The organism is Pseudodesulfovibrio nedwellii (assembly GCF_027923765.1).
GTDB classification, from domain to species: Bacteria; Desulfobacterota; Desulfovibrionia; order Desulfovibrionales; family Desulfovibrionaceae; genus Pseudodesulfovibrio; species Pseudodesulfovibrio nedwellii.
In genome coordinates, this window is record NZ_AP026709.1 from 1538845 (window position 1) to 1561211 (window position 22367).

Below are 22367 nucleotides of genomic sequence, written 5' to 3' on the forward strand. Positions count from 1 at the left end.
GGATGTACTTCTAAAAAGAAGTGCATCCTTTTCCTGTACAAGATCCTGTCAACGGCTGACTTTAACGCCTTGTTAATTCTACTGACTGTTTTTCAAAGCTAAATTAAACTAGCATACCTATAAATAATATATGGATAACGAATAACGAGCAGCAAAAGATGAATTAAAGACTAAAAAAAACCTTTAAACCATTTTTCTTCAAGAAAAATTCCTGTAATAAATGATATAAAACAGATAGACGGATAGACTCCACAATAAAAACAGCCCTTTCCATAAGGAATCCATATCATGATTTTCCCACCCCCGCCAAACTCACATGCCTTGGCTGTTCTTATTTTGACAGCAATTGCTCTCATTCTTTTTAGCCGTGAGAAAATATCACTTGAGTCCTCAAGCCTATTTATCCTTATTTCTCTTGCTGTTGGGTTTGAAATCTTCCCGTATCAGACTGATGAAAAGACCTTTCATGCCGTGGATTTCTTCATGGGTTTTGGTAATGAAGCATTGATCGCGGTGTGCTCTCTGATGATCGCGGGACAAGGGATATTACGCACAGGTGCCCTTGACCCAATCGGACGAATACTTGCTAAACTTTGGCGGCTCAGTCCGACGTTATCGTTGCTGCTAACATTGTTGCTCGGCGCATTCATCAGTGCTTTCATCAACAATGTTCCTGTTGTCGTATTATTGCTTCCTGTGTTGATAAGCGTCTCTTTAAAAACCGGAGAATCAGCAACACCGATCCTAATGCCAATGGGGTTTTCGACCTTACTTGGAGGGACCAGCACAACTATTGGAACGTCAACCAATCTGCTCGTAGTAGCTGTAGCAACGGAAATGGGACTAAAGAAATTTAGTATGTTTGACTTCGCTGTCCCCGCAGTTCTGGCTGGCAGCATAGGCATCCTTTATCTTTGGCTTATTGCGCCTCGTCTTTTGCCCAAACGCAAAATCGCTATTAGTGACTCGTCGGCCCGAATTTTCACTGCACATCTTGCGGTTACGGAAGAAAGCCCAATCAATGGGAAAGCACTGATCAAGGCCCTTGAGCTGACCGATGGGAAAATGAAAATCATGGGGCTGGAACGAGGTGAAGGGAATAGTATTATGCAGCTTCCCGATGTACTTCTCATGCCCGGTGATCATTTAGTTATTAATGACACGCCGGAAAATCTTAAAGAATTTGAAACAGTTCTTCATGGTACATTGTATCCCGTAGGGTCAGAAGATTCACCTGTCGATGAAAACAATCCCTTGCATGATAGTGACCAACAAATTGCAGAGGTCGCCATTTTTCAAGGATCACAACTTAACTCCACCACATTGAACAATTTCAGATTTTTCGACCGATATGGCTTGATGCCTCTTGCCCTGCACCGATCTGGAAAACGCTTCAAACGAATAGAGGATAAAATTGGCGAAATCAGATTACGCGTTGGTGATATTCTTCTCATCCAAGGACCACGCAGTAACATTACAAATCTCAAGAAAAGTAATGATGTTCTTGTTCTCGATTCAACCGTAGACCTTCCATATTCAAAAAAAGCACCTATAGCTATGGGCCTCATGCTCGCCATAATTATGACCGCAGCCCTTGGAGTACTCCCCATTGCCATTAGTGCCCCCTGCGGAGCATTGTTAATGATTATGACTGGTTGTCTCGACTGGCGGGATGCAACTCGGGCACTCAGTGCACAAGTCATCCTGATTGTCGTAACGAGCCTAGCTCTTGGAACTGCAATGCTTACGACGGGCGGCGCAGAATATCTCGGTTCAGTTTTTGTGGTTATGGCAGGACATGCCTCACCACCTTTGGTTATTAGCGGCCTGATGTTGCTTATGGCAATCTTCACGAATATCATCTCCAACAATGCCACAGCAGTCATCGGAACCCCCATAGCCATATCCATTGCAAACCAAATGGGGCAATCAGCGGAGCCTTTTGTCCTTGCGGTCCTTTTTGGTGCTAACATGAGCTTTGCGACTCCCATGGCTTACAAAACGAACCTGCTCGTCATGAATGCTGGCGAATATTCATTTACGGACTTCCTCAAAGTTGGCATCCCCCTTGTAATCATTATGTGGGCAACACTCTCTTTTCTGTTGCCTATTCAATTCTTATAACCTAGCGACGCCCATCAACAAAGAAACCGTAAAAAAAATTAGGCTAGCACAGGAATAAAACGTTATCCTTAGAATAATAAAAAATGTTTTATACAAACGACTTCACAGAATAAATTCATATTTTAATGTAGCCATAAAAATCGGGAATCTGCCAATGAATCATTTCATAAAGAATCTATTCATCACCACCATACTATTCTGTCTAATAACATTTACATTGGGAGGAGTTGCACTCAGTGTAGAGCAACAAAATCATGAGGATCTTCGCCACCGTATAGAAAAATTCTCTGTCATGATAGCAGAAGAACAAGCGGCAATTAAACGCACAGCAGCCCAGATCGACAATGCAAAACTCAAGCTGAACAATCTTTTCGACAATTACCAACAACTATTCATTTCCAGAAACACCTCAAGCGGATCCCCTTTGGAGCGCAAACACTTTGAAACAACCCTAACTTATCTTAGTAATAAGAATTCCAATCTGGTTGAGGATCTTACAAGTGAGACTGACGCTGTATCAATAAGGGTAGACCTCTTCCAGGCATATGAACAACTGACATCAGACACCAAAAAGGCAACACCATCGTTGTTCAGACAGTTTGACGATGTATGGAAAAGAGCACATCACATTCAGACTGAGTCAGGTAAGCAGTTAGCCCAATTAGAATCCCTACTCCGCAAATCAAATCAATTACTTGGGCGGATTGACAAAATTCAAAAAGGTAAAAAATCCCTTTATGAACTGTGGAAACAGTATTTCCTAACCGGGAAAACGCCTATTTTCAGTTTAGAGTATTGGAATGAAGTTTTCCCCAGCGGGAGTTGGCTAACGCTTAAGGCCTCAGGACTCAAAGATGCGACAGCAGCCATCATAAACAATGCCGCCAGATTCCTTTTTTTATTCATGATCCTTGTGACCATGGGCATAACGACAAAAAGATTCTTTAAAAAATATATACACGTAAAGGTAGACAAAGAGAGCTCTGCCATACGCTCTCAATTCTATTTCGTACTGGCAACAACCGGCCTATCCCTGTTTCTGGTAACTCGCATTACCTTTCCAACCAGTATGGAGTCCTTGGCAGCACTGGGGGCTGGTGTTTTCCTGCTCAGTATCCTCAAGCTCTCTAAACATATGAATACTGATAAACACTTGAGTTCATATGGCTATTCACGATTCGCGTCGCTTTTTATTGTCAGCACCCAACTCCTAACCCAAGGTTTGCCAAGTCGCAGTATAACACTTGTATTTCTGGTCGTAATTACCATTCTATGGAGTAAAGACTCCATACTTACTTGGAAAAAAAAGAAGCAGCCCGTTACAGTAACTGCTATGCGTGGCGGAGCCTTAACCCCCCTCTTTGCGCTAGCCGTTTTGGGTTACGGAAGACTTGCATGTCTGTTCACTATTATATGGTGTCTGGGCATTTTTGTGGTGGCGTTAGGAACACTTTGGTCACAAATTATTTTTCAAGGGACAGAAAAAAGCACAAAAATTCAAAAGGGCCTCTCCAAAGGGCTATTAGTCCCATTAGGGTGGGCTGGGGCCTTCACACTACCTTACTTATGGTTTGTAGATTTCTTCGGAGAGAATACTGTCAGCACCATATTGAATTCTCAAATTGCCCTTGGCGATTATACAATTTTCCTTAAAAGTATTCTTACACTCTTCATACTGTTCTTTCTTACCAAACATAGTCTCTCCGCTTTCAATGTCTCCATCGAATTTGTCGGTAGCCGTTGGCAAAAAGCTAAAAGAGGAGCCGTCCCTTCGATTCAAACATTGGCAACCTATGCCGTCTGGTCTCTATTTACGATGTTGGCAATGCGTATCATTGGCGTCAGTTTAACCAGTATCACGGTAATTGCAGGTGGACTCAGCGTCGGAATCGGCTTCGGAATGCAAAATGTCGTCAACAATTTCATTAGTGGGCTTATTCTTCTTTTTGGTAGATCAATCCAGCAAGGAGATATCATTGAGATGAATGGTCTCTGGTGTACCGTGAAAAAAATCAACATTCGTACGACTGTGGTCGAAACTTTTGAAAATGCAGTCATCATGATCCCAAACTCAGACCTTGTTTCAACCCAGTTAACAAACTGGACAAAAAACAACCCGTCTTTGAGACGTGATATTCTCGTAGGTGTTGCTTACGGCTCCGACACGGAAAAAGTGAGTCAGACACTCGCTCGGGTCGCAGATGAACACCTCAACGTCCTAAAATCACCTAGCGCCCAAGTACTCTTTAGTGCCTTTGGTTCAAGCAGCCTGGATTTTATCTTGAGAGTCTGGATTGATGACATAGACCATACGATTCGTGCGACATCCGAACTTCGCTTTGCCATCGATGAAGCTTTCCGCAAAGAGGGAATCGAAATAGCATTCCCTCAAATGGATATCCATTTTAAAACGGCACCAGCACTTGCAGACCATTTGGCAAAAAAACTAGGAAATAACTGACTCAATTTTTTCCTAATAACGACTGGAAAAAACAGAACAAATCCTTATATGCGAAGTAGTTAACTTCTATCATAAAGAGACAAGGAACAGGCAAAAACAACGCCCCTCCATGTCGATCTTCTCTGGAGTAAGTTATTTGTTAAGCTTATCAGACTTCATCACTGCAAAGCTACTCAGTAACAACATCCAATCCAGACTGCACTGACACCCGATGTTTCGGCAAACTTTCAGGATAATGCATGCGTAGGAATTCAACAAGCGCTTCCCTGAGTTGACAGCGCAAATCCCATGCGGAGGAGGCGTCAGGAGAACTAACAATCGCACGCAGTGTAAGCGTTTCAGGGCCGGCATCTGTTACCTGTAGAACACAAGTTTTGCCATCCCAAAGGGGCTTTGACTTAATGCAAAGACGGTTCAATTCTTCACGCAAAGGACCCAACGGACAAGTATAGTCTACATGGATAAAAATAGATCCTATTATGTCGGCATTCTTTTTTGTCCAGTTCTGAAACGGTGTCTCCAGAAAATATGTCATTGGAACAACAATTCTTCTTAAATCCCAAGTTTTTACAACCACATAAGTGAATGTTATTTCCTCAATCCGACCCCATTCGCCTTCCACTATGACCACATCATCCAGATTTATTGGATGTGAAAGGGCGATCTGTAACCCTGCGACCATTGCTCCAAATGTTTTCTGGGCGGAAAAGCCTAATACAATACTCACAACGCCGGCAGAGGCTAGCAGTGTGCTTCCAAGCATCCTGAATTGATCAAAAAGCATTAATATACCAGCAATAGTCAGTAACCAAATAAGAACGACAACAATTCTTTGAAGAACTTTGACTTTTGTATGGACCTGTCGAGCCGCTAAATTATCCTTCACGTTGATGTCATATCGGCATTGGGCCATTTCGGAAACCAGGGAAACAATCATTGTCCCCGCCCAACCAGCCAATAATATCAGAAGAATATCCAAAATTTTATTGACAGCTACCGATATCTTTCCATCTATACCAGCAATGGGCACAAGCACTACAACAATCAACGTAACACAGACGAAAGGAATCAATAACTGCCCTTTTTTCTTCAAGGAACAAACAAATGAGTCCCTTAGACCTACATTGGAGTCCTTCATTTTTCGAATTGAAGACCATCCCCAAATTGCCCCTGCGAGAATGGTAATTGCTAATCCGATCCTCGCAACCCATACTAAGAAACTCATTGTATCCACGTCGCCCCCTTTTATGTTAAATAAAATATTATAATTATCACTTATAGCGAACGCTCGCACGAAAGAAGTATTATAACTTCAGGAGTTCCAATGCAGTCACCCAAAACGACTCAAAACTTATGGGGAAAAACAAAAACATTTAGCATGTTAGCATTACTGGCTTTATTTCTCCTGTTCATTTTTCAAAACATACAACAAGTAGAAGTCTCTTTCCTTTTTTGGACCATATCGACTCCACGCGCCCTTTTACTCTTCGCAGCATTGAGTATAGGCATTATTATTGGATACCTGCTCGCACAGACAAAAAGATCATACTCAATCAACGAATGATTAAGGAGAAATAGCATGGCACGCTTTCTTAAGAAATTTGACAAAAAGTCAGGTATGCCACCGGGATCACTCATCTTCATCGGACGACAAAAAACCGAAACACCTCGTCTACGCATCATTGATTACGACATGGGAATGATACGGGATGAATTCATTCAAACCATTGATGATGCTACCTGTGCAAAAACAACCGCAACGACAAGCTGGATCAATATAGATGGCCTACATGAAATAGAAATCATTAAACGTGTGGGCGATAATTTCAACATACCATCGATGGTACTTGAAGACATCCTGAATACAGGACAAAGACCAAAAATCGAAGAATACCCAAACCATATTTTCATTTCCATGAAAATGCTTCTCCTCGACGAAGACGAAACCACAGTGAGAGCCGAACAACTCAGTGCAGTCCTTGCAAAAAATTATTTAATCACCTTTCAGGAACAACCGGGTGATGTTTTCGAACCGGTTCGGGAAAGAATCAAAAGACAAGGAGGGAGACTCAGAAAACTCGGCCCGGATTATTTACTCTACACTCTCATCGACTGCATTTTAGAAAATTACTTGAAAGTAATTGAAAAAATGGGTGAAAGAATCGAGGAAATGGAAGATGAAGTTTTTGGAAACCCTGAGCCAGATCTTTTAGAAGAAATAAACTTGTATAGGCGAGAGATGGCCTATGTGCGAAAGGCTGTACGCCCTACAAAGGAAATCATTTCCAAAATCAACAAACTTGAATCTGACATAATTAGTACAGAAATCTTACCATTCTTGAAAGATTTATCCGACATCACAGAACTGTCTGTCGACTCCGCAGAAATTTACAAAGAGATGCTCGCCTCCCATATCACCACATATAACATGGTCATGGGAAACAGATTAAATGAAATAATGCAGTTTCTAACAATCTTTGCAACTATCTTCATCCCCTTAACCTTTCTCGCGGGAATATATGGAATGAATTTCGACGTTATTCCGGAGTTGCATTATAAGTATGGCTATTATGTCCTCCTGTCCCTCATGGTGGCTGTAGCAATAACAATGTTACTATACTTCAAAAAAAGAAGATGGATATAGCTACAAATGAGACATCGCTTTTGCTCTTAACAGTGACACCTTGTAAAGCCTTCATTCTTTGTTCCACCTACGAGTAGAAACTTCCGCTCGGTGAACTTGAGGTGGGTGCGGTTTTTAGACAAGTTGTTAAGGTCATGTTCACCAACGAGAAGGATTTCAAACCATGTTTTAGAGAAGACGTTTTTCAGCAAAGAGAGGTGGGTGCGGTTTTTTGGACAGGTTGTTAAGGTGGAGTTCACCGACGAGGAGGACTTCAAACCATGTCCAAGAGAAGACGTTTTTCAGCAGAGTTCAAGGCCCGTGTTGCGCTTGATGCATTATCCGGCGAATTGACGCTTTCAGAGCTGGCCAGCAAGTACAAGATCCATCCCAATCAAGTCTCGACCTGGAAGCGACAGGCCAAAGATCAGATTGTTGACGGCTTTTCCGGCAAGGCAAAGTCTCGCCAAACAAATAGCGAGGACGAGCTCAAGGATCTGCACGCTAAGATTGGCCAGCTAACAATTGAGAATGATTTTTTACAAAAGGCCTTCGCTCGGAAGTGAGCTGTGAACGAAGGCGGCGGATGGTCGATAAGTATCATCCATCGCTCAGTATATCCCGACAATGTTTCGTGCTAGGCATGTTGCGATCGACGTTTTATTACACGCCGAAAGGAGAAAGTGCGTTCAACCTGCAGTTGATGCGGTTGATTGATGAGCAATTCATGGAAACGCCTTTCTTTGGAAGTCGTCAGATGAAACGGCATATGGTCAATTCTGGCTATGTGGTTGGTCGTCGTAGAATTCAACGTCTCATGCGTAAAATGGGACTTTCTGCGGTCTACCAAAAGCCAAGGACGACAATCCCACACCCTGAGCATAAGATTTATCCGTATCTTTTACGTGGGCTTCGGGTTGATCGTCCGAATCAGGTTTGGTGCACAGATATTACATACATTCCGATGAAGCGTGGATTTTTGTATCTTGTGGCGATTATGGATTGGCACAGTCGTGCGGTCTTGTCTTGGCGACTTTCCAACACCATGGACACCGATTTTTGTGTTTCAGCCTTGGAAGACGCGATTACTCGCTATGGCGTACCTGAAATCTTCAACACGGATCAAGGTTCACAATTTACGAGCTATGACTTTACAAGGTCTCTTAAGGAGGCAGGAATCCGCATTTCCATGGATGGCAAAGGCCGTTGGATGGACAACGTCATGATCGAACGACTGTGGCGTAGCTTGAAATATGAATGTGTTTATCTGCGGGAATTGGAGACTGGCAGTCAGGCTCGAAACGAGCTTGCGAGATGGTTTAGATTCTATAACTGGCAACGTCCGCATTCGACCTTTGACGGAAAGCGACCAATGGAGATATATTTGGACTCCCCCATTCCTGGGGGGCTAGCCCCCCAGGAATGGGGAGCCCGTCAGGCAGCGTAAGGAGAACCGAGCTCCACCTTAACCTTGCTGCCGAACTGTCCGAACAACCGGAACCACTTCTTAAGCAACATGTTTTCTTTGACAACAACAGGAGAACGTTATGTATGAAGATGGGTGGATTCCGACTATCTGCTATCAGTGCAAAGCCGAGTGCGCCATTCTGGCGCGAGTAGAAAACGGTGTGGTCAAGGAAGTGAAGGGTAATCCCCAGGGACGCGACAAGGCTTGCGTCAAGGGAATGGCTGGTATCACTTCGCTCTATTCCTCCGAGCGTCTGAAGTTTCCAATGAAGCGCGTCGGCGAACGCGGTAGCGGAAAGTTTGAGCGTATTTCCTGGGAAGAGGCCATGGGCATCATGGAAAAGAAGTTGACCGAACTGCATGAACGCGGCGAGGCTCATAAATTCACCTACTCCATGTTCCCTCATTCCGTGACCGATCCCAAGTGGAGATTCGTGAATGCCGCCGGTGGTTTTATTTCCACAGGTCTGCCTCATTGCGATTCTGGAAAGATCATGGCCATGATGCATACGTTCGGTTGTTTTCCCAATCATCATATAGCTCCCATGTACCATACAGTCCCTAAGGGCGGACTTATGATCTTGTCGGGCCGCCATCCCTTTGGCTGCTTGGATGATGCCGCCGTTCCCAAGTACATTCTCGACGCCAAAGAACGTGGCGCCAAGCTCATCGTCATCGATCCCATATTCCGACCCGAGGCAGCCAAGGCGGACTGGTGGATTCCCATCAAGCCCGGCGGCGATGCATCCTTGTTCTTGGGCGTGTGCCATTACTTGTTGACGAACGACTTGTACGACAAGGAGTTCTGCGACAAGTGGGTGCGCGAAGGGGATATGGACAATCTGATGGCCTATATCCAGGACAAGACACCGGAAGCAATGAGCAAAATTTGCGACGTGCCCGCCGCAGACATCATCAAGCTCGCCAAGATGGCAGCCGAAGCCCCCAGCGCCTGCATCGACGCTTTCAAGTCCATCATGTACGGCAACGCCATGGATTGGGGACACGCCTGGTGTCTCTTCCTGGTCATCACTGGCAACCTGGACAATCCCGGCGGTCAGCCGCTTCCGGAAATCGCACCCATGGCACCGGTAGAGCCTGTTCCCCCGGCACCGGACGTCACGGAGCTTGGATACCACCGTTCCGGCAACAATCGGGAAAAATTTGATAATTACAACTTCTTCCTGCAACCGACATGGTATGCGGCCCAGGCCATCAAGGACGGCACTCTCAAGGTCTTCTTTGCCTCCGAGTGCAACCCGGCCTTGTCTGAAATGGGGTCCGGCGAATGGCGCAAAGCCGTGACCATGAAGGATGACAACGACGATTACATGCTCGAACTGCTCGTGGTCACCGAAATTATGCCTTCGGAAACCATGAAGTGGGCCGACTTGGTCCTCCCCGACCAGACCAACTTTGAGCGGTGGGAACTCCTTTACATGCCGTGGTGGTACAATTTTGGTCATTGTGCCGCGTTGTGCCAACCCGTGGTCGAACCCATTGGTGAAGCCCGCCATGCCAACCGAGTGTTTATTGAGCTCGGACAACGTATGTTCCCCGAATACTTCGCTTTTAAGGATGATGTTGAATACTACGACATCGAGTTGTCGGGTGTGGACATGTCCGTAAAAGAATTGCAGGAAAACGGCGGCATCTGGTCACCCGGTGCCGTAGGGTTCCGTAAATACGAGGATAAGGGCAAGTTTGACACGCCTTCCGGTAAGATCGAGTTGGAATGGCAGATGTACAAGGATATCGGCCAGGATTGGCCCAGCCCTGAACTGCCGCAGGAATACCGCCGTGGCGAAAAGGATTTCCCGTTCATTCTCGTCAATTTCAGGACTATTTTCCTGAATAATACTGGCGCGTGGTCCCAGAACAATGCCCAGCTCCGTGACCCCGTGTCCGGCCTGGACGCCAACCCCTGCCTTCTGAACCCCATTGACGCCAAGAAGCTTGGCGTGGCCGACGGGGACACCGTGACCATGGAGTCCAGCACCGGGTCGGTTGAAATTCCGGTGATGTTGACCGAAAGGATCATTCCCGGTTGTGCGGGTATCATTCACGGATTTGGCCAAACGGTAGGCAAGGTGGCATCACGCGGTAGTTGGGTCAACGACAACGAGCTGATTGCCGATGCCGGTTCCACGCTTGACGAACAGGACCTTCGCGGTGGCGAGGCCCACGTCTCGACTCGTGTCAAGATATACAAGTAAGGGAGATGTGAAATGAGACAACTCAGCATAATGGTGGACTTGGACCGCTGTATCGGTTGCAAAACCTGCATCGTGGCCTGTCGTAATCATCATAATATAATCGACCATGAAAATGATCAGCCCGGTGCCATGGCAAACTATATCCGGGTGGAGAGCAAACTGGAAGGTACGTACCCCGAACTGCGAGAAGACTCTTGGGTCGTCATGTGCCAACACTGCAAGAAGGTTCCCTGCGCCAAGGCGTGCGAATACGACGCCATCACCAAGGACCCGCAGACCGGTATCGTGCTTATCGACCAGGAAAAGTGTACCGGGTGCGGCGAGTGTATTGAAAAATGCCCGTACAATGTCATCCAGTTCAACAAGGAGGACAATTACGCGCACAAATGCAACCTTTGTTATGATCGCGTGATTCATGGGTTGACCCCGGTGTGTGTCGATGTCTGCCTGACCGACGCCCTCAGTTTCGGTGAAAAGGAAATTCTCCTGATGCAAGCCGAAGCCCGGGGCAAGAAAATGATCAAGAAAATGAGTACCCAGTCCATCATATACGTAAAGAACGCCTAACATCGGATACTCGGCCAGCCAGCAATATTGCTGGCTGGCCGAACTATAACCTCATTGCAGCTCAGGATATCATGACTACCGATTACTCCCACCTTCTCGTTCCGTCCGAGACCATAGGTTCATATACAATTGATCAATTCATTGAAGCTGCGACACAGTTTCATGGGTACGCCGCTCCGGGCCTTGTCCTGGGCGGTTTCATGGTGGATGCCGCAATTAAGGCGTTGCCGGACGATATCCTTTTTGATGCCCTCAGCGAGACCTCCTGGTGTTTGCCGGATGCCGTGCAGATGCTGTCTCCTTGTTCGGTCGGCAATGGGTGGTTGAAGATTTTGAACCTTGGTCTGTACTCGGTCTGCCTGTACGACAAATTTACCGGACACGGAGTACGTCTTTGGGTGGATCTTGATAAGATTGATTTGGATTCTGAGATCCGGACATGGCTTTTGAAAAATAAACCGAAGCAGGAACAGGATTCTCCATTGCTGCGTCGTCAAATCCTTGAAGCCGGTGCCAGCATCTGCTCCATGCGCGATGTTCAGGTCAAGCCGGAACAGCGTATCAAACGCAGCAAAGGCACGGTTGTCCCATGTCCGATTTGCGGAGAGCCGTATCCTGCACAGTTTGGTGCAATTTGCCGGTCCTGTCAGGGCGAATCTCCGTATCTGGACAACTTGGGGACGGATATAATGCCTGAGCCGTCACTTGTTGCCACTCCCGTGGAAAAGGCCGTGGGCGGCCAGGCGTTGCATGACATGACTCGTATTGAGCCCGGGGTGAGCAAAGGACCCGAGTTCAAATATGGACAAATTCTCACTGGCGGTGATGTTTGTCGTTTGCAACGCATGGGGCGCAGTCGCATATAGCTTGATAATCAGGACCCGGGAGATGATTGGGTACATGAGAACAAGGCGGCGACGACGTTTGGCAAGCTTATGTCCGGCCCTGGCATCTCTGTAGAAGGCGACCCGCGTGAAGGAAAATCAAAACTTATGCCCGATCATGATGGATTGCTGGTCGTGGATTCAACCCGATTGAGACAATTCAACCATGTACCCAATGTCATGTGCGCTTCCCGGCATTCCTATTCGCTTGTACAAAAGGGTACGCAGGTGGCTGGGACCCGGGCTATCCCATTGTATTTGCCCATCAGGGACTTCGAGGCAGCCTTGCAGGTGCTGGATGAAGAACCATTGTTTTCAATCCATCCGTTACGCACGGCACGTGTCGGCGTTTTGGTCACTGGAACGGAGGTCTTTACCGAACTTGTCGAGGATAAATTCGAACCAGTTGTCTCAGCGAAGGTGGCAGGCCTTGGTAGCCGTGTAGTCAAAACGATCAAGGTACCGGATAATGCCAACGCCATCTGTCTGGCCATGAAGGATCTGGTGCATGAAGAATGCGATCTGATCATCACCACCGCAGGACTTTCGGTTGATCCGGACGATGTCACCCGCAAGGGACTACAGGATGCCGGAGTTACAGACATTCGGTACGGCATGCCGGTATTGCCTGGCGCCATGACGCTGCTCGGACATCTGGGGACGGCTCAGGTCCTTGGAGTTCCGGCCTGCGCATTGTTCCACAAGACAACGAGTTTTGATTTGCTTTTGCCAAGGCTGCTGGCAAATATCGAAATCACACGCTCCGCGCTTGCCGATTTCGGAGAGGGTGGCCTTTGTCGCGAGTGCAAGACATGCACATTCCCCAAATGTTCATTTGGTAAATAGCCACGGACTCCAGGAGCTTGACGATCTGGTAATCACTGAGTTTTGATTTGCGTATATGAGACTTCTGCTCCTCGTTTGGAGCAGAAGTCTCTACTTTGTAGGGGACCTGCCTTAAGGAGACTGTGTAAATTCATAATCACAATGTAACACGATTTATTTTTTTGTATCATTATTTTGCTACATATTATTGACACGTGTTATTCTCCTGTATATCGTGTCACCTTCACAACCGTTGTTGTGAACGCATCCTGCAGGAAGGGAATTTCTGACCTTAGGGCGAGCGTGTCGTGTCTCGACGTATCGCCTTTTCGTGTCTGCGTCAGCCCCTCCGCTCCCCCCATCTCTCCCTTCCTCGGATTACCGAGGAGGCATATAATGACAGATTCCATAGCCATTCAAACGGCTGAACCGGTCGTCGGACCCGATGTTCACGCGCAAGAGATTGTTCAATGTCAGGGCAACGCGTTTGTCACCCGTATTCGACTTGTGGACGGTCGTGTGGACGAGGCCTGGAGCACTGGCCGCATGATGCGCAACATGAATATGTTGTTGCGGGGGGAACTTGATGAGCGGGGGCGGCCCGGTTTCGTTTCTCAGGCGCACTGTTTGTGCAATGACGGCCATGCCCTCGCGGCCATCCGGGCCGTGGAAGATCTGGCTGGGGTGGGCCTGCCGGACAGTGCCATTCTGGTGCGTAAACTGGTCCAGTCCATGCGATGTATGCAGGAGCATCTGCTCCATTTCTATCAGTTTCATTTTTCCGATTGGGTCAGTCTGGAAGCCGCATTACGCGTCGACCCGGCCAAGGCTGCAAGTATGGCGTCCCTGCCGGGAGAGGACACTGCCTATTTTCGTTCTGTTCAGGACCAGCTCCGTCTCATGGTTGAAGATCGTTCGACGACCTCCTCATATACTGAAGATGAAGGCCGGTACCAAGGTCCCGACGCTTTGCATTTGCTGCTGCATGGGCACGCCTTGGCGTCGATCCAGATCGGAGCCTCGCTGCAGGCGGCGCTCGGATTGCTGGAATGCGGGCCAAAGGGTTTCAAGGCATACCGAATCGGCGGCCTGCCAGACGATCTGGATTTGAGTACAGCAACCCTTGAACAGTTGGGCATGATCCTTGAGGAATGCCGGGAATTCATTGGCACAATTTTTCCTGCCGACCTTGCGCGGTTGGCTCGGGTTTACTCCCCGTGGACCGAACTGGGGAGGGGGAGCTCCTTTTTGACCTGGGATGGAGCAGTTGCCTGCGGGCTGCTTGTCGCGGGTGGTGGGTTGCCCTGGAGGCTTTTACAGCCCGACTCCGCAGTCATTCGCGAGGAGTGTGAGCCGGATTGGAACCATGAGGATTCGCATCGTTACCGGTTGTTTGCCGGACGGAGCGAACCGTTGTTCCGCTGGGGGGATGGCAACTATTTCTGGCTGTCCGCGCCCAGGCACGGCAACTCCGCCTGTGAAGTCGGGCCTCTGGCTCGGGTCATGGGCGGCCTGCTTAATGGGCAGGGCGGGATGGAGCAGATCGTGTCCCGTGTGCTTGATGACGGTGGACTGTCCTTGGAAGCCCTGAATTCCACTATGGGAAGGGTTTTGTCGCGGGGTATCGAAGCCTCGGTCCTGATGGACTCCATCCTGGAGGGGGTGGACGAGCTGGAATGCACACTGGTGGATGAGGGACGGCATAATGTTGATTTTACCCTGCCGACAGCCGGGATCGGAGTCGGTCGAGTGGAGGTACCTCGGGGTACTCTGACGCACACCATTCGGTGGGGTCAGGGGCGGATAATGAGTCACGACTATCTCATCCCGTCGCTGTGGAATTTCTCGCCGCGTGATGCCCGGGGCGAACTCGGGCCGCTGGAGCGTGCTCTTCGCGGCACCCCGGTGATAAACCCGGACTCTCCCGTGGAAATCCTGCGCACCCTGCACGAATTTGATCCCTGCAACACCTGTCATGTGGTGATCGAAAATCGGGACACCGGCCGTACTACCCTGACAACAGCCTGATTTTTAATGAACAAAGGAACCGGAAAATGAATCGAAAAACTGTTTTTGATGCCCTTCAAGACGCCGAGGGCCAGGAATCCCTGTTCAGGCAGGCGGACCAGGTTCGCCGGGAGCAGGTGGGCGATGTGGCACAGTTGCGTGGCGTGGTGCATTTTTCCAACCACTGCCGGTGCAACGATCTCTATTGCGGTTTGATGCATGACAACGATCAGTGCCAGCGGTTCCGCATGACAGAGGATCAGATTGTGGACACGGCTTTGGCCATCGCGGACGCGGGCCTCAGGACCGTGGTCCTGCAATCGGGCGAGGACTTGCATTTTACCCGGGCCATGTTTTGCTCCATCATCGAACGTATCCTTGAAAAAGCGGACGTTGCCATCACCCTGAGCCTTGGGAAGCGTTCTCGTGAGGATATGGTCGCTTTCAGAAGCGCCGGAGCCGAGCGGTATCTCATGAAACACGAAACCATGAATCCTGCGCTGTATTCGCGCATGCGGTCAGGGCTCAAATTGGACGATCGACTGCGGCTCATCAACATGTTGCGTGAGGTCGGCTTTCAGGTAGGCGTGGGCAATATCGTGGGGCTGCCTGGTCAGACTTTGGAAGACCTGTGTGAGGATATCCTCTTTTTTCAGGATTTCCAGCCGGACATGATCAATATCGGCCCTTTCATTCCCCATGCCCAGACGCCTCTCAAGGATACCCCTACGGCCGACATGGAGTTGATGCTCCGGGTGTTCGCCCTGACCAGAATCGTCACCGGTAACACGCACATGGCCGCTGCCAATACCGTGGCCACCCTGGACCCGGATAACGGACAGTTTCGGGCGCTTACCAAGGGCGGCGCCAATGTCATCATGCCCAACTGCAACCCGTTTTTGGAAAGCAAAACGGACAAGATCGAATATGAATTTCAGATAACCACCCACAAGCGTTACGTTTCCGTGAATGAAGCGAGGAATGTCTTGGAACGGGCGGGCAGGACGGAAGGTGTGACCAAGGGCCATTCACTCAAACTGCAAGGAGAAGCACTTTGATAAAGGTAGCAATTTACGGCAAGGGCGGAATCGGCAAATCAACGGTGACCTCCGGCATTTCGGCTGCGTTAGGACTCGACGGCCTCAACGTGATGCAACTCGGTTGCGACCCCAAGACCGACTCGACGATCAACCTGCTCGGCGGCAAGCCTCCGACACCCATCCTGCAATATCTTCAGGAGCAGGGGAGACCGGACACTCTCGACGCCATCGCCAAAAAGGGTTTCGGCAACGTTACCTGTATGGAGGTGGGCGGTCCCACTCCAGGGGTGGGTTGTTTCGGTCGCGGCATGCTCACGGCTTTTGAGCTGCTTGATGAAATGGGGGCCTACGACGTCTATAAACCGGACGTGGTCTTGTACGACATCCTGGCCGATGTCGTGTGCGGTGGCATCGCCGTACCCATGCGCGAGGGGTTTGCGGACAAGGTCTGCATCGTCACCTCCGGTGAGAAAATGGCCCTGCTGGCCGCCAAGAATATCATCCTGGCCCTGCGTAATTTTGCAGACCGCAACTACGCAGAGCTTGGGGGGCTGATTCTCAACTGCCGGGACATGGCCGACGAAGTCGAGCGGGTGGAGGAATTTGCCCACAAGATGGAGACCTCGGTCATCGGCGTGATTCCGCGCGACACGGCCATCCATCAATTCGAAGAAGAGGGCAAGACCATAGTGGAAGGCGACAGAGCCCTGCCGACTTCGGCTCGGTTTTTCGACCTGGCCCGGACTGTCGTCGATTTTGCCGAAGAACGAAACGTAGCCTGAGCATAGCCAACACAGGAGAATCAATATGGATCTGGATCACACCCGAATTAGGGTGGAACAACTTCGGGAAAAATCGGATTTCCCCTTCGCCCAACTGGAGGGCGTCGGTCCCAATCTGGCAGGATGGGGCGTCATCGAGACCTGCCTGCTGCTCCCTCAGTCTGTGGCGATCATGATCGGCCCTTCGGCCTGTCTGCGCCACTCCGCCTTCATGGCCCATGCCCGCGGCTTTACCGAGCGATTTCATATGCTCTGTCTGTCCGAGCTGGATATGACCATGGGCAACCATCTGCCCAAGGTGGAGCAGGGCATGGCGGACATCCTTTCCCGACGCGAGGAAAAGGTCGCCTTTCTTATTGTCGGTTGCCCTGATTACATCCTCGGCACGGATTTCACCGGGGTCATCAACCGACTGGAAGAGTCCACGGGGAAGCGGATCATTCTTGGAGCCATGGCACCGATCACCATCGGACTCAAGGAGTCGCCGTTCACCTCGGCCTACACCTCGTTTTTCAATTTTCTCAAGCATGAGGAACGCAAACCGAACGAGAACCGGCTTAATCTGTTGGGTACCTTCATGCCCCTGTCCGACTCGGGCGAATTCTACCGGGTCCTGTCCGATGCCGGGGTGGACGACATCGTCCAGATTCCGCTCTGTCCGGATCTGGAGACGTTTTCCGGCATGGCTCATGGCCGAGCCTCGGTCGTGCTCCATCCGCTGGCCAACGGCCTGAGCGGCAAAATGGAGAATGAGATGGGCATCCCCACCTGTTTTGCTCCGACATCCTATGGCTTTTCGACCATCAGGGAACAGTATGAGCGGATCGGTGAGGCCGTGGGGAAATCCCTGTCCGTCGACGTGCTCGAAAAAGAAGCCCGGCAGGCAGCCGAACCATTGCTGGACGCCCTGCGTGGCAAATCCGTGGCGGTTGGGTGCAGCATCAACGGCAGCCCGTTCGAGTTGGCCCGGTTCCTCGTGGACAACGGCGTCAACGTGGACACACTGTTCGCCAGAGGAACCATCAAGCCATATGAGTGGAAACTTATCGAACAGTTGCGTGCGGTCAAACCGGACATTCAGATTTACAACGCCTCTCATCCGGGCCTGTGCGGCCAGACTGAGCCTTTTGACCACGTGGAAGTGGCCTATGGCGTGGATGCAGGCATATTTTGCGTCAACGCAGCCAACGTGCCTTTATCCCGTTATCAGGAACAGAAGTACGGCTATGAAGCCGCCCTCTGGATGCTGGAACAGACCCGCGAGGCCATGGAAACCCCAGTCAGCAACTACGACTGGATCTACGGCCACGACTTTCTCATCTAAGGAACTGCAATGAAAGAATATCATCACCTTCTCCCCTTGGCCACGGGGTACTTCGGCGTCAGCTCGGCCTTGTATGATTTCGAGGGGCTTGTCGTTGTTTACGGACCTGCTGGCGGAGCCTGGCACATCAACATCGAGGACGAACCACGTTGGTACCGTGGCCCGGCCACGGTGGTCGGCGCAGGGTTGCTGGAAATGGATGTCATCCTGGGCAACGACGACAAGTTCATTGATAACATCGTGAACACGGCCAAGGAGCTGAACAGTCGATTCGTAGCTCTGTCCGGCACCCCCATTTCCGAAATTATCGGCACCGATCTCAAGGGATTTGTCATGACTATCGAGTCCCGCACCAACATTCCCGTGTTCATGGTGCCTACAGCCGGGTCCGAACCCTACCCGGAAGGCTCGTCCAAGGCGCTCCTCGCCCTGGCCGACAAGTTCATGGAACCAGACACGCCCAAGGTCCCCCGAGGCATCAACATTCTTGGGGCCATCCATTTAACCATGGGCAAGGAGACGCACCTCGCTCCGTTGATTGAGGCTCTTCAGGAAGAGCGCTTCGAGATAGTGGGCATGTTTTCCGCCCCGTTGCCCGGTCAGGCTGATCCTCTTGAAGGGGTTCGCAAGGCCCCAGGCGCAACAATCAACGCCGTTGTTTCCACCAGCGGTTTGGCTCTGGCCGAGCGCATGTATGCCGATTACGGCATCCCGTTCGTGGTAGGCATGCCCGTGGGACTGGCTGGGAGCAACGCCTTCATGGACCTGCTCGGCGGATCGAAGCCTGATCAGTCCAAAGTCAGTGAATATACCTCGTATAAACGAGCTCTGGTTATCGGTGAGCCGGTGATGAGCTATGGGATGAAGTATTGCCTGACCTACGATTTCGGTGTGGATAGGGTCGATGTGGTTTCCGTCACTCCGAATGAACCGTTGTTCCGCAAGTACGAGGGGTGTGCGGGCGTACTGGCTGAACGAGGGCGGTTCGACCATGACACTGATGACGAAGGTCGGATAAAGGAGTTGATGAACGAACCGGGTGTTGACCTGATCGTGGCCGACCCCTGCTATCGCCCCCTGCTGGAAGGGGACACCGCCTTTGTTTCCCTTCCGCATACGGCTATGAGCGCCCGGATTAATTGGGATATGCCGTACGAATACGCCATGGACAAGGGGTACGAATATCTGGCCTCGCAACTGCTGGGCGATTGAAAGCAATAGGAGAAAAATATGTGTCTTGCCGTTCCCGCTGAAGTGATCTCCATTGAGGACGATACTGCGGTCTGCCGTGTGGATCGTGGGCAGACCACGGTCAAGGCGTCCCTGATGTTGTTGCCCGAAAAACCTGAACTGGGCGAGTTCCTCATCATCCATGCTGGTTTTGCCCTGCGAATTCTGGACCGTGAGGAGGCCGAGAAGAGCCTGCGATCCATGAATCTGGCGGTGGAGGGTGTGTGAGTTCCTAACCACTGGAATGTTTTTGCGATCTCGAATTGTGTCATAAGATGCTTGGCTGGGTTTGAGCCGCCGGATGTCTTCCAGTCCCTTGAATGTCCGTTGTCTGGAAAGGCCTGTACTCCGGCCAACCCGATCGGCCCCTGCATGGTCTCGACCGAGGGCAGTTGCGTTGCATATTACAAATACAAATTGGATTAAACATGTCTGACAAGGTTCTTCTCGATTACGGCAGCGGCGGACGCGCTTCTCAGCGCCTTATCTCCCAACTCTTCCTGAATCATTTCAGTAACGACGAACTGAACCGTCTCAATGACGCGGCGGAATTGTCCATGAGCGGGCGTCTTGCCATGTCCACGGATTCCTTTACCGTCGATCCAATCTTCTTCCCCGGCGGCGACATCGGTTCTCTGGCCGTACATGGTACGGTCAACGATGTTGCCATGATGGGGGCTATTCCCCGGTACATGACCTGCGGGTACATTATCGAGGAAGGTTTGCCCATGGCTGATCTGGAAACAATCGTTGCTTCCATGGGCGAGGCAGCCCGACACGCTGGCGTGGATATCGTTACCGGCGACACCAAGGTCGTTCCCAAGGGCGCTGTGGACAAGATTTTCATCAACACCACAGGCATAGGCGACATTATCGTGGACCCGGCCCCCAGCGGCGACGCTGCCCGGCTTGGTGACGCGGTGCTTATCTCCGGCACTGTTGGCGATCATGGTTTGACCATTCTTGGCACCCGCGAAGGGCTGGAATTTGAAGCCGCAGTCCAGTCGGATTCCGCCGCCTTGAATCACCTGTTGGTCAAGTTGGTGCAGGAATTGCCCGAAGTTCACGTCATGCGCGACCCCACTCGGGGTGGCTTGGCTACCACGCTCAATGAAATCACGGGCAGTTCCAACGTGTGCTGCGAGCTTGACGAGAGTGCCATTCCCGTGCGGCTCGAAGTCAAGGGCGGGTGTTCCATTCTCGGTCTTGATCCACTTTATCTCGCTAACGAAGGGAAATTCCTTTGCATCCTGCCCGAGGAACATTCCGAAAAGGCCCTTGAAATCATGCGTGCCGATCCCCTCGGACAGGACGCCTGTCGCATTGGAACCATGACCGACGCCAATCCCGGCAAGGTCGTGCTCATCACTGCGCTCGGCGGCAAGCGACTCCTTGGCATGCTTGAAGGAGAGCAGCTTCCGCGTATTTGCTAGTCGGCAAATGTGGTCCTGGACCCAAAGATTGATATTGTTGTAGAAAAATAAAAGGACTTCAGGTGATTGCCTGAAGTCCTGTTTCGGTGACATTGGAGGAGAATACTCTCCTTTGTCAGCAGTTATTTCTTACCCTTTTTCAATCCTTTTATCTTTTGGGCGACGCCTTTCCAGCGTCCTTTCTCCATGCGGTCCGCGCTTTTTGTGCGACGCTCGGAAAGATACTGCATTTCAAGCTGCATCTTGTGGAAGCTTTCCAGCCGTTCTTGCGGGAGCTTGCCGGTCTCGACTGCATGGCGCACAGCACAGTGCGGTTCATGGCGGTGGGTGCAGTCGGCGAAGCGGCACGTTCTGGCCAATTTACATATGTCGGCGAAGGTGTTTTCAATGCCGTTGCCGCTTTCGTGAAACGCGATTTCGCGGATGCCGGGATTGTCCATGAGCAAACCGCCCTGCGGCATGCGGATGAGTTCCCGGACAGTGGTTGTGTGACGTCCCTTGCCGACGCTGGCGCTGATTTTTCCTGTGGCCTGTATTTCATTGCCGTGCAGCATGTTCGCCAGTGTTGATTTCCCGGCGCCAGACGATCCTATCATGGCAGCGGTTTTGCCATCGCCCAAATGGATCGCAAGCTCGTTTTCATCGGAATATACGTAATATCTGTGCACCAGACCTGATTAGGAAGATCAATCCGAAGCCCACGTAAAAGATACGGATAAATCCTATGCTCCGGATGTGGAGTCGTCGTCCTTGGCTTTTGGTAGACCGCAGAAAGTCCCATCTTGCGCATGAGACGTCGAATTCTACGACGACCAACCACATAGCCAGAATTGACCATATGCCGTTTCATTTGACGACTTCCAAAGAAAGGCGTTTCCATAAATTGTTCATCAATCAATCGCATTAACTGCAGGTTGAACGCACTCTCGCCCTTCGGCGTGTAATAAAACGTCGAGCGCAACATGCCTAATACACGGCACTGGCAAGATATACTGAGCGATGGATGATGCTTGTCGACCATCCGCCGCCTTCGCTCACAGCTCACTTTCGAGCGAAGGCCTTTTGTAAAAAATCATTCTCGATTGTTAGTAGAGGTGGCCTTAGAAAACTGGACCACTTGTTTAGATGGACATATAGTAGGCGAAGGAGGCTCGATCATGTCCAAAAGAAGACGTTTTTCAGCAGAGTTCAAAGCCCGAGTTGTGCTTGATGCACTTTCAATGCGAATTGATGCTTTCGGAACTGGCCAGCAAGTACAAAATCAATCCCATCTCCCGGCTCGAGCACATTATTTTTAACGACGAAAAATTTGAGGAAGAGGCTCCCCGCTCTTACCGCCGGTGACTCTACATTTCGTAAATCCGCTACCTCTCCCAAACTTCAA

At 50.2% G+C, this 22367-nt stretch carries 18 protein-coding genes and 2 pseudogenes; 17 read left to right on the top strand and 3 right to left on the bottom strand.

All coding sequences use genetic code 11. The features are described 5' to 3' along the window. Window positions 1-288 precede the first annotated feature (288 nt). On the top strand, window positions 289-2124 hold the full coding sequence (locus SYK_RS07315) for an SLC13 family permease (protein ID WP_281762935.1): 1836 nt from the start codon (window positions 289-291) through the stop codon (window positions 2122-2124). Window positions 2125-2416: 292 nt separating this feature from the next. Further along, on the top strand, window positions 2417-4585 hold the full coding sequence (locus tag SYK_RS07320) for a mechanosensitive ion channel family protein (RefSeq protein ID WP_281762936.1): 2169 nt from the start codon (window positions 2417-2419) through the stop codon (window positions 4583-4585). A 169-nt stretch (window positions 4586-4754) separates the two neighbouring features. On the opposite strand, the gene SYK_RS07325 is transcribed toward SYK_RS07320, so the two are convergent. Beyond that, complete coding sequence (locus SYK_RS07325; protein WP_281763249.1) at window positions 4755-5810, bottom strand: mechanosensitive ion channel family protein; 1056 nt, start codon at window positions 5808-5810, stop codon at window positions 4755-4757. A gap of 153 nt (window positions 5811-5963) precedes the next feature. Here SYK_RS07325 and SYK_RS17690 point away from each other — a divergent pair, with 153 nt between their 5' ends. From SYK_RS17690 to hypE, 14 genes and pseudogenes are all read left to right on the top strand, one after another. Continuing rightward, the gene (locus SYK_RS17690; RefSeq protein ID WP_353618302.1) at window positions 5964-6149 is read left to right on the top strand and encodes a lipopolysaccharide assembly protein LapA domain-containing protein; all 186 of its coding nucleotides are present in this window, start codon (window positions 5964-5966) and stop codon (window positions 6147-6149) included. Between the two features lie 15 nt (window positions 6150-6164). Next, window positions 6165-7229 (top strand): magnesium/cobalt transporter CorA, encoded by a 1065-nt coding sequence (gene corA, locus SYK_RS07330; RefSeq protein ID WP_281762937.1) that lies wholly within the window; start codon window positions 6165-6167, stop codon window positions 7227-7229. Between the two features lie 260 nt (window positions 7230-7489). Then, window positions 7490-8655, top strand: a protein-coding gene (locus SYK_RS07335; protein WP_431194121.1) for an IS3 family transposase whose coding sequence is annotated in 2 segments (ribosomal slippage) — window positions 7490-7759 and window positions 7762-8655 — 1164 coding nt in all. Because the reading frame shifts where the segments join, the coding sequence is not laid out codon by codon here. Between the two features lie 100 nt (window positions 8656-8755). Then, window positions 8756-10891 carry a molybdopterin-containing oxidoreductase family protein gene (locus tag SYK_RS07340; RefSeq protein WP_281762939.1) on the top strand — a complete coding sequence of 712 codons (2136 nt, stop codon included), beginning with the start codon at window positions 8756-8758 and terminating at the stop codon, window positions 10889-10891. Window positions 10892-10903: 12 nt separating this feature from the next. Next, window positions 10904-11458 carry a 4Fe-4S dicluster domain-containing protein gene (locus SYK_RS07345; protein WP_281762940.1) on the top strand — a complete coding sequence of 185 codons (555 nt, stop codon included), beginning with the start codon at window positions 10904-10906 and terminating at the stop codon, window positions 11456-11458. 71 nt (window positions 11459-11529) lie between these two features. Continuing rightward, window positions 11530-13188: pseudogene (locus SYK_RS07350) on the top strand (FmdE family protein). Between the two features lie 375 nt (window positions 13189-13563). After that, window positions 13564-15195 (top strand): nickel-dependent hydrogenase large subunit, encoded by a 1632-nt coding sequence (locus SYK_RS07355; RefSeq protein WP_281762941.1) that lies wholly within the window; start codon window positions 13564-13566, stop codon window positions 15193-15195. 26 nt (window positions 15196-15221) lie between these two features. Then, window positions 15222-16232: a [FeFe] hydrogenase H-cluster radical SAM maturase HydE gene (gene hydE, locus SYK_RS07360; RefSeq protein ID WP_281762942.1), complete on the top strand. Its 1011-nt coding sequence runs from the start codon at window positions 15222-15224 to the stop codon at window positions 16230-16232. Further along, window positions 16229-16996, top strand: a complete 768-nt coding sequence (locus tag SYK_RS07365; RefSeq protein ID WP_281762943.1) for a nucleotide-binding protein — start codon at window positions 16229-16231, stop codon at window positions 16994-16996. Before hydE ends, SYK_RS07365 begins: the two co-directional genes overlap by 4 nt. A gap of 25 nt (window positions 16997-17021) precedes the next feature. Next, the gene (locus SYK_RS07370) at window positions 17022-18320 is read left to right on the top strand and encodes a nitrogenase component 1 (protein WP_281762944.1); all 1299 of its coding nucleotides are present in this window, start codon (window positions 17022-17024) and stop codon (window positions 18318-18320) included. Window positions 18321-18329: 9 nt separating this feature from the next. Next, complete coding sequence (locus SYK_RS07375; RefSeq protein ID WP_281762945.1) at window positions 18330-19532, top strand: nitrogenase component 1; 1203 nt, start codon at window positions 18330-18332, stop codon at window positions 19530-19532. An 18-nt stretch (window positions 19533-19550) separates the two neighbouring features. After that, a complete protein-coding gene (locus SYK_RS07380) occupies window positions 19551-19778 on the top strand; it encodes a HypC/HybG/HupF family hydrogenase formation chaperone (protein WP_281762946.1) in 228 nt (75 codons plus the stop codon). Between the two features lie 90 nt (window positions 19779-19868). Beyond that, window positions 19869-19976 (top strand): annotated as a pseudogene (locus SYK_RS07385) (hypothetical protein); the annotation flags it as partial. Window positions 19977-19978: 2 nt separating this feature from the next. Next, complete coding sequence (gene hypE, locus SYK_RS07390; RefSeq protein ID WP_281762947.1) at window positions 19979-20983, top strand: hydrogenase expression/formation protein HypE; 1005 nt, start codon at window positions 19979-19981, stop codon at window positions 20981-20983. Between the two features lie 122 nt (window positions 20984-21105). Here hypE and rsgA read toward each other — a convergent pair whose 3' ends face one another. Further along, complete coding sequence (gene rsgA / locus SYK_RS07395; protein ID WP_281762948.1) at window positions 21106-21579, bottom strand: ribosome small subunit-dependent GTPase A; 474 nt, start codon at window positions 21577-21579, stop codon at window positions 21106-21108. Further along, window positions 21576-21947, bottom strand: a complete 372-nt coding sequence (locus SYK_RS07400) for an IS3 family transposase (protein WP_431194122.1) — start codon at window positions 21945-21947, stop codon at window positions 21576-21578. Before SYK_RS07400 ends, rsgA begins: the two co-directional genes overlap by 4 nt. Window positions 21948-22140: 193 nt before the next feature. Between SYK_RS07400 and SYK_RS07405 the strand changes: the two genes are divergently transcribed. Continuing rightward, entirely contained in the window at window positions 22141-22281 is a 141-nt protein-coding gene (locus SYK_RS07405) for a hypothetical protein (protein ID WP_281763301.1), read from the top strand. Window positions 22282-22367: the final 86 nt, after the last annotated feature.

Bases quoted from the DNA above. Each gene is read 5' to 3' on its own strand.
- SYK_RS07320 (WP_281762936.1), top strand. From the start codon at position 2,417: ATGATAGCAGAAGAACAAGCGGCAATTAAACGCACAGCAGCCCAGATC.
- SYK_RS07370 (WP_281762944.1), top strand. From the start codon at position 17,022: ATGGATCTGGATCACACCCGAATTAGGGTGGAACAACTTCGGGAAAAA.
- hypE (WP_281762947.1), top strand. From the start codon at position 19,979: ATGTCTGACAAGGTTCTTCTCGATTACGGCAGCGGCGGACGCGCTTCT.
- SYK_RS07405 (WP_281763301.1), top strand. From the start codon at position 22,141: ATGTCCAAAAGAAGACGTTTTTCAGCAGAGTTCAAAGCCCGAGTTGTG.
- SYK_RS07380 (WP_281762946.1), top strand. From the start codon at position 19,551: ATGTGTCTTGCCGTTCCCGCTGAAGTGATCTCCATTGAGGACGATACT.
- SYK_RS07325 (WP_281763249.1), bottom strand. From the start codon at position 5,810: ATGAGTTTCTTAGTATGGGTTGCGAGGATCGGATTAGCAATTACCATT.
- SYK_RS07375 (WP_281762945.1), top strand. From the start codon at position 18,330: ATGAAAGAATATCATCACCTTCTCCCCTTGGCCACGGGGTACTTCGGC.
- SYK_RS17690 (WP_353618302.1), top strand. From the start codon at position 5,964: ATGTTAGCATTACTGGCTTTATTTCTCCTGTTCATTTTTCAAAACATA.
- hydE (WP_281762942.1), top strand. From the start codon at position 15,222: ATGAATCGAAAAACTGTTTTTGATGCCCTTCAAGACGCCGAGGGCCAG.
- SYK_RS07355 (WP_281762941.1), top strand. From the start codon at position 13,564: ATGACAGATTCCATAGCCATTCAAACGGCTGAACCGGTCGTCGGACCC.
- rsgA (WP_281762948.1), bottom strand. From the start codon at position 21,579: ATGATAGGATCGTCTGGCGCCGGGAAATCAACACTGGCGAACATGCTG.
- SYK_RS07315 (WP_281762935.1), top strand. From the start codon at position 289: ATGATTTTCCCACCCCCGCCAAACTCACATGCCTTGGCTGTTCTTATT.
- SYK_RS07345 (WP_281762940.1), top strand. From the start codon at position 10,904: ATGAGACAACTCAGCATAATGGTGGACTTGGACCGCTGTATCGGTTGC.
- SYK_RS07340 (WP_281762939.1), top strand. From the start codon at position 8,756: ATGTATGAAGATGGGTGGATTCCGACTATCTGCTATCAGTGCAAAGCC.
- corA (WP_281762937.1), top strand. From the start codon at position 6,165: ATGGCACGCTTTCTTAAGAAATTTGACAAAAAGTCAGGTATGCCACCG.
- SYK_RS07400 (WP_431194122.1), bottom strand. From the start codon at position 21,947: ATGTTGCGCTCGACGTTTTATTACACGCCGAAGGGCGAGAGTGCGTTC.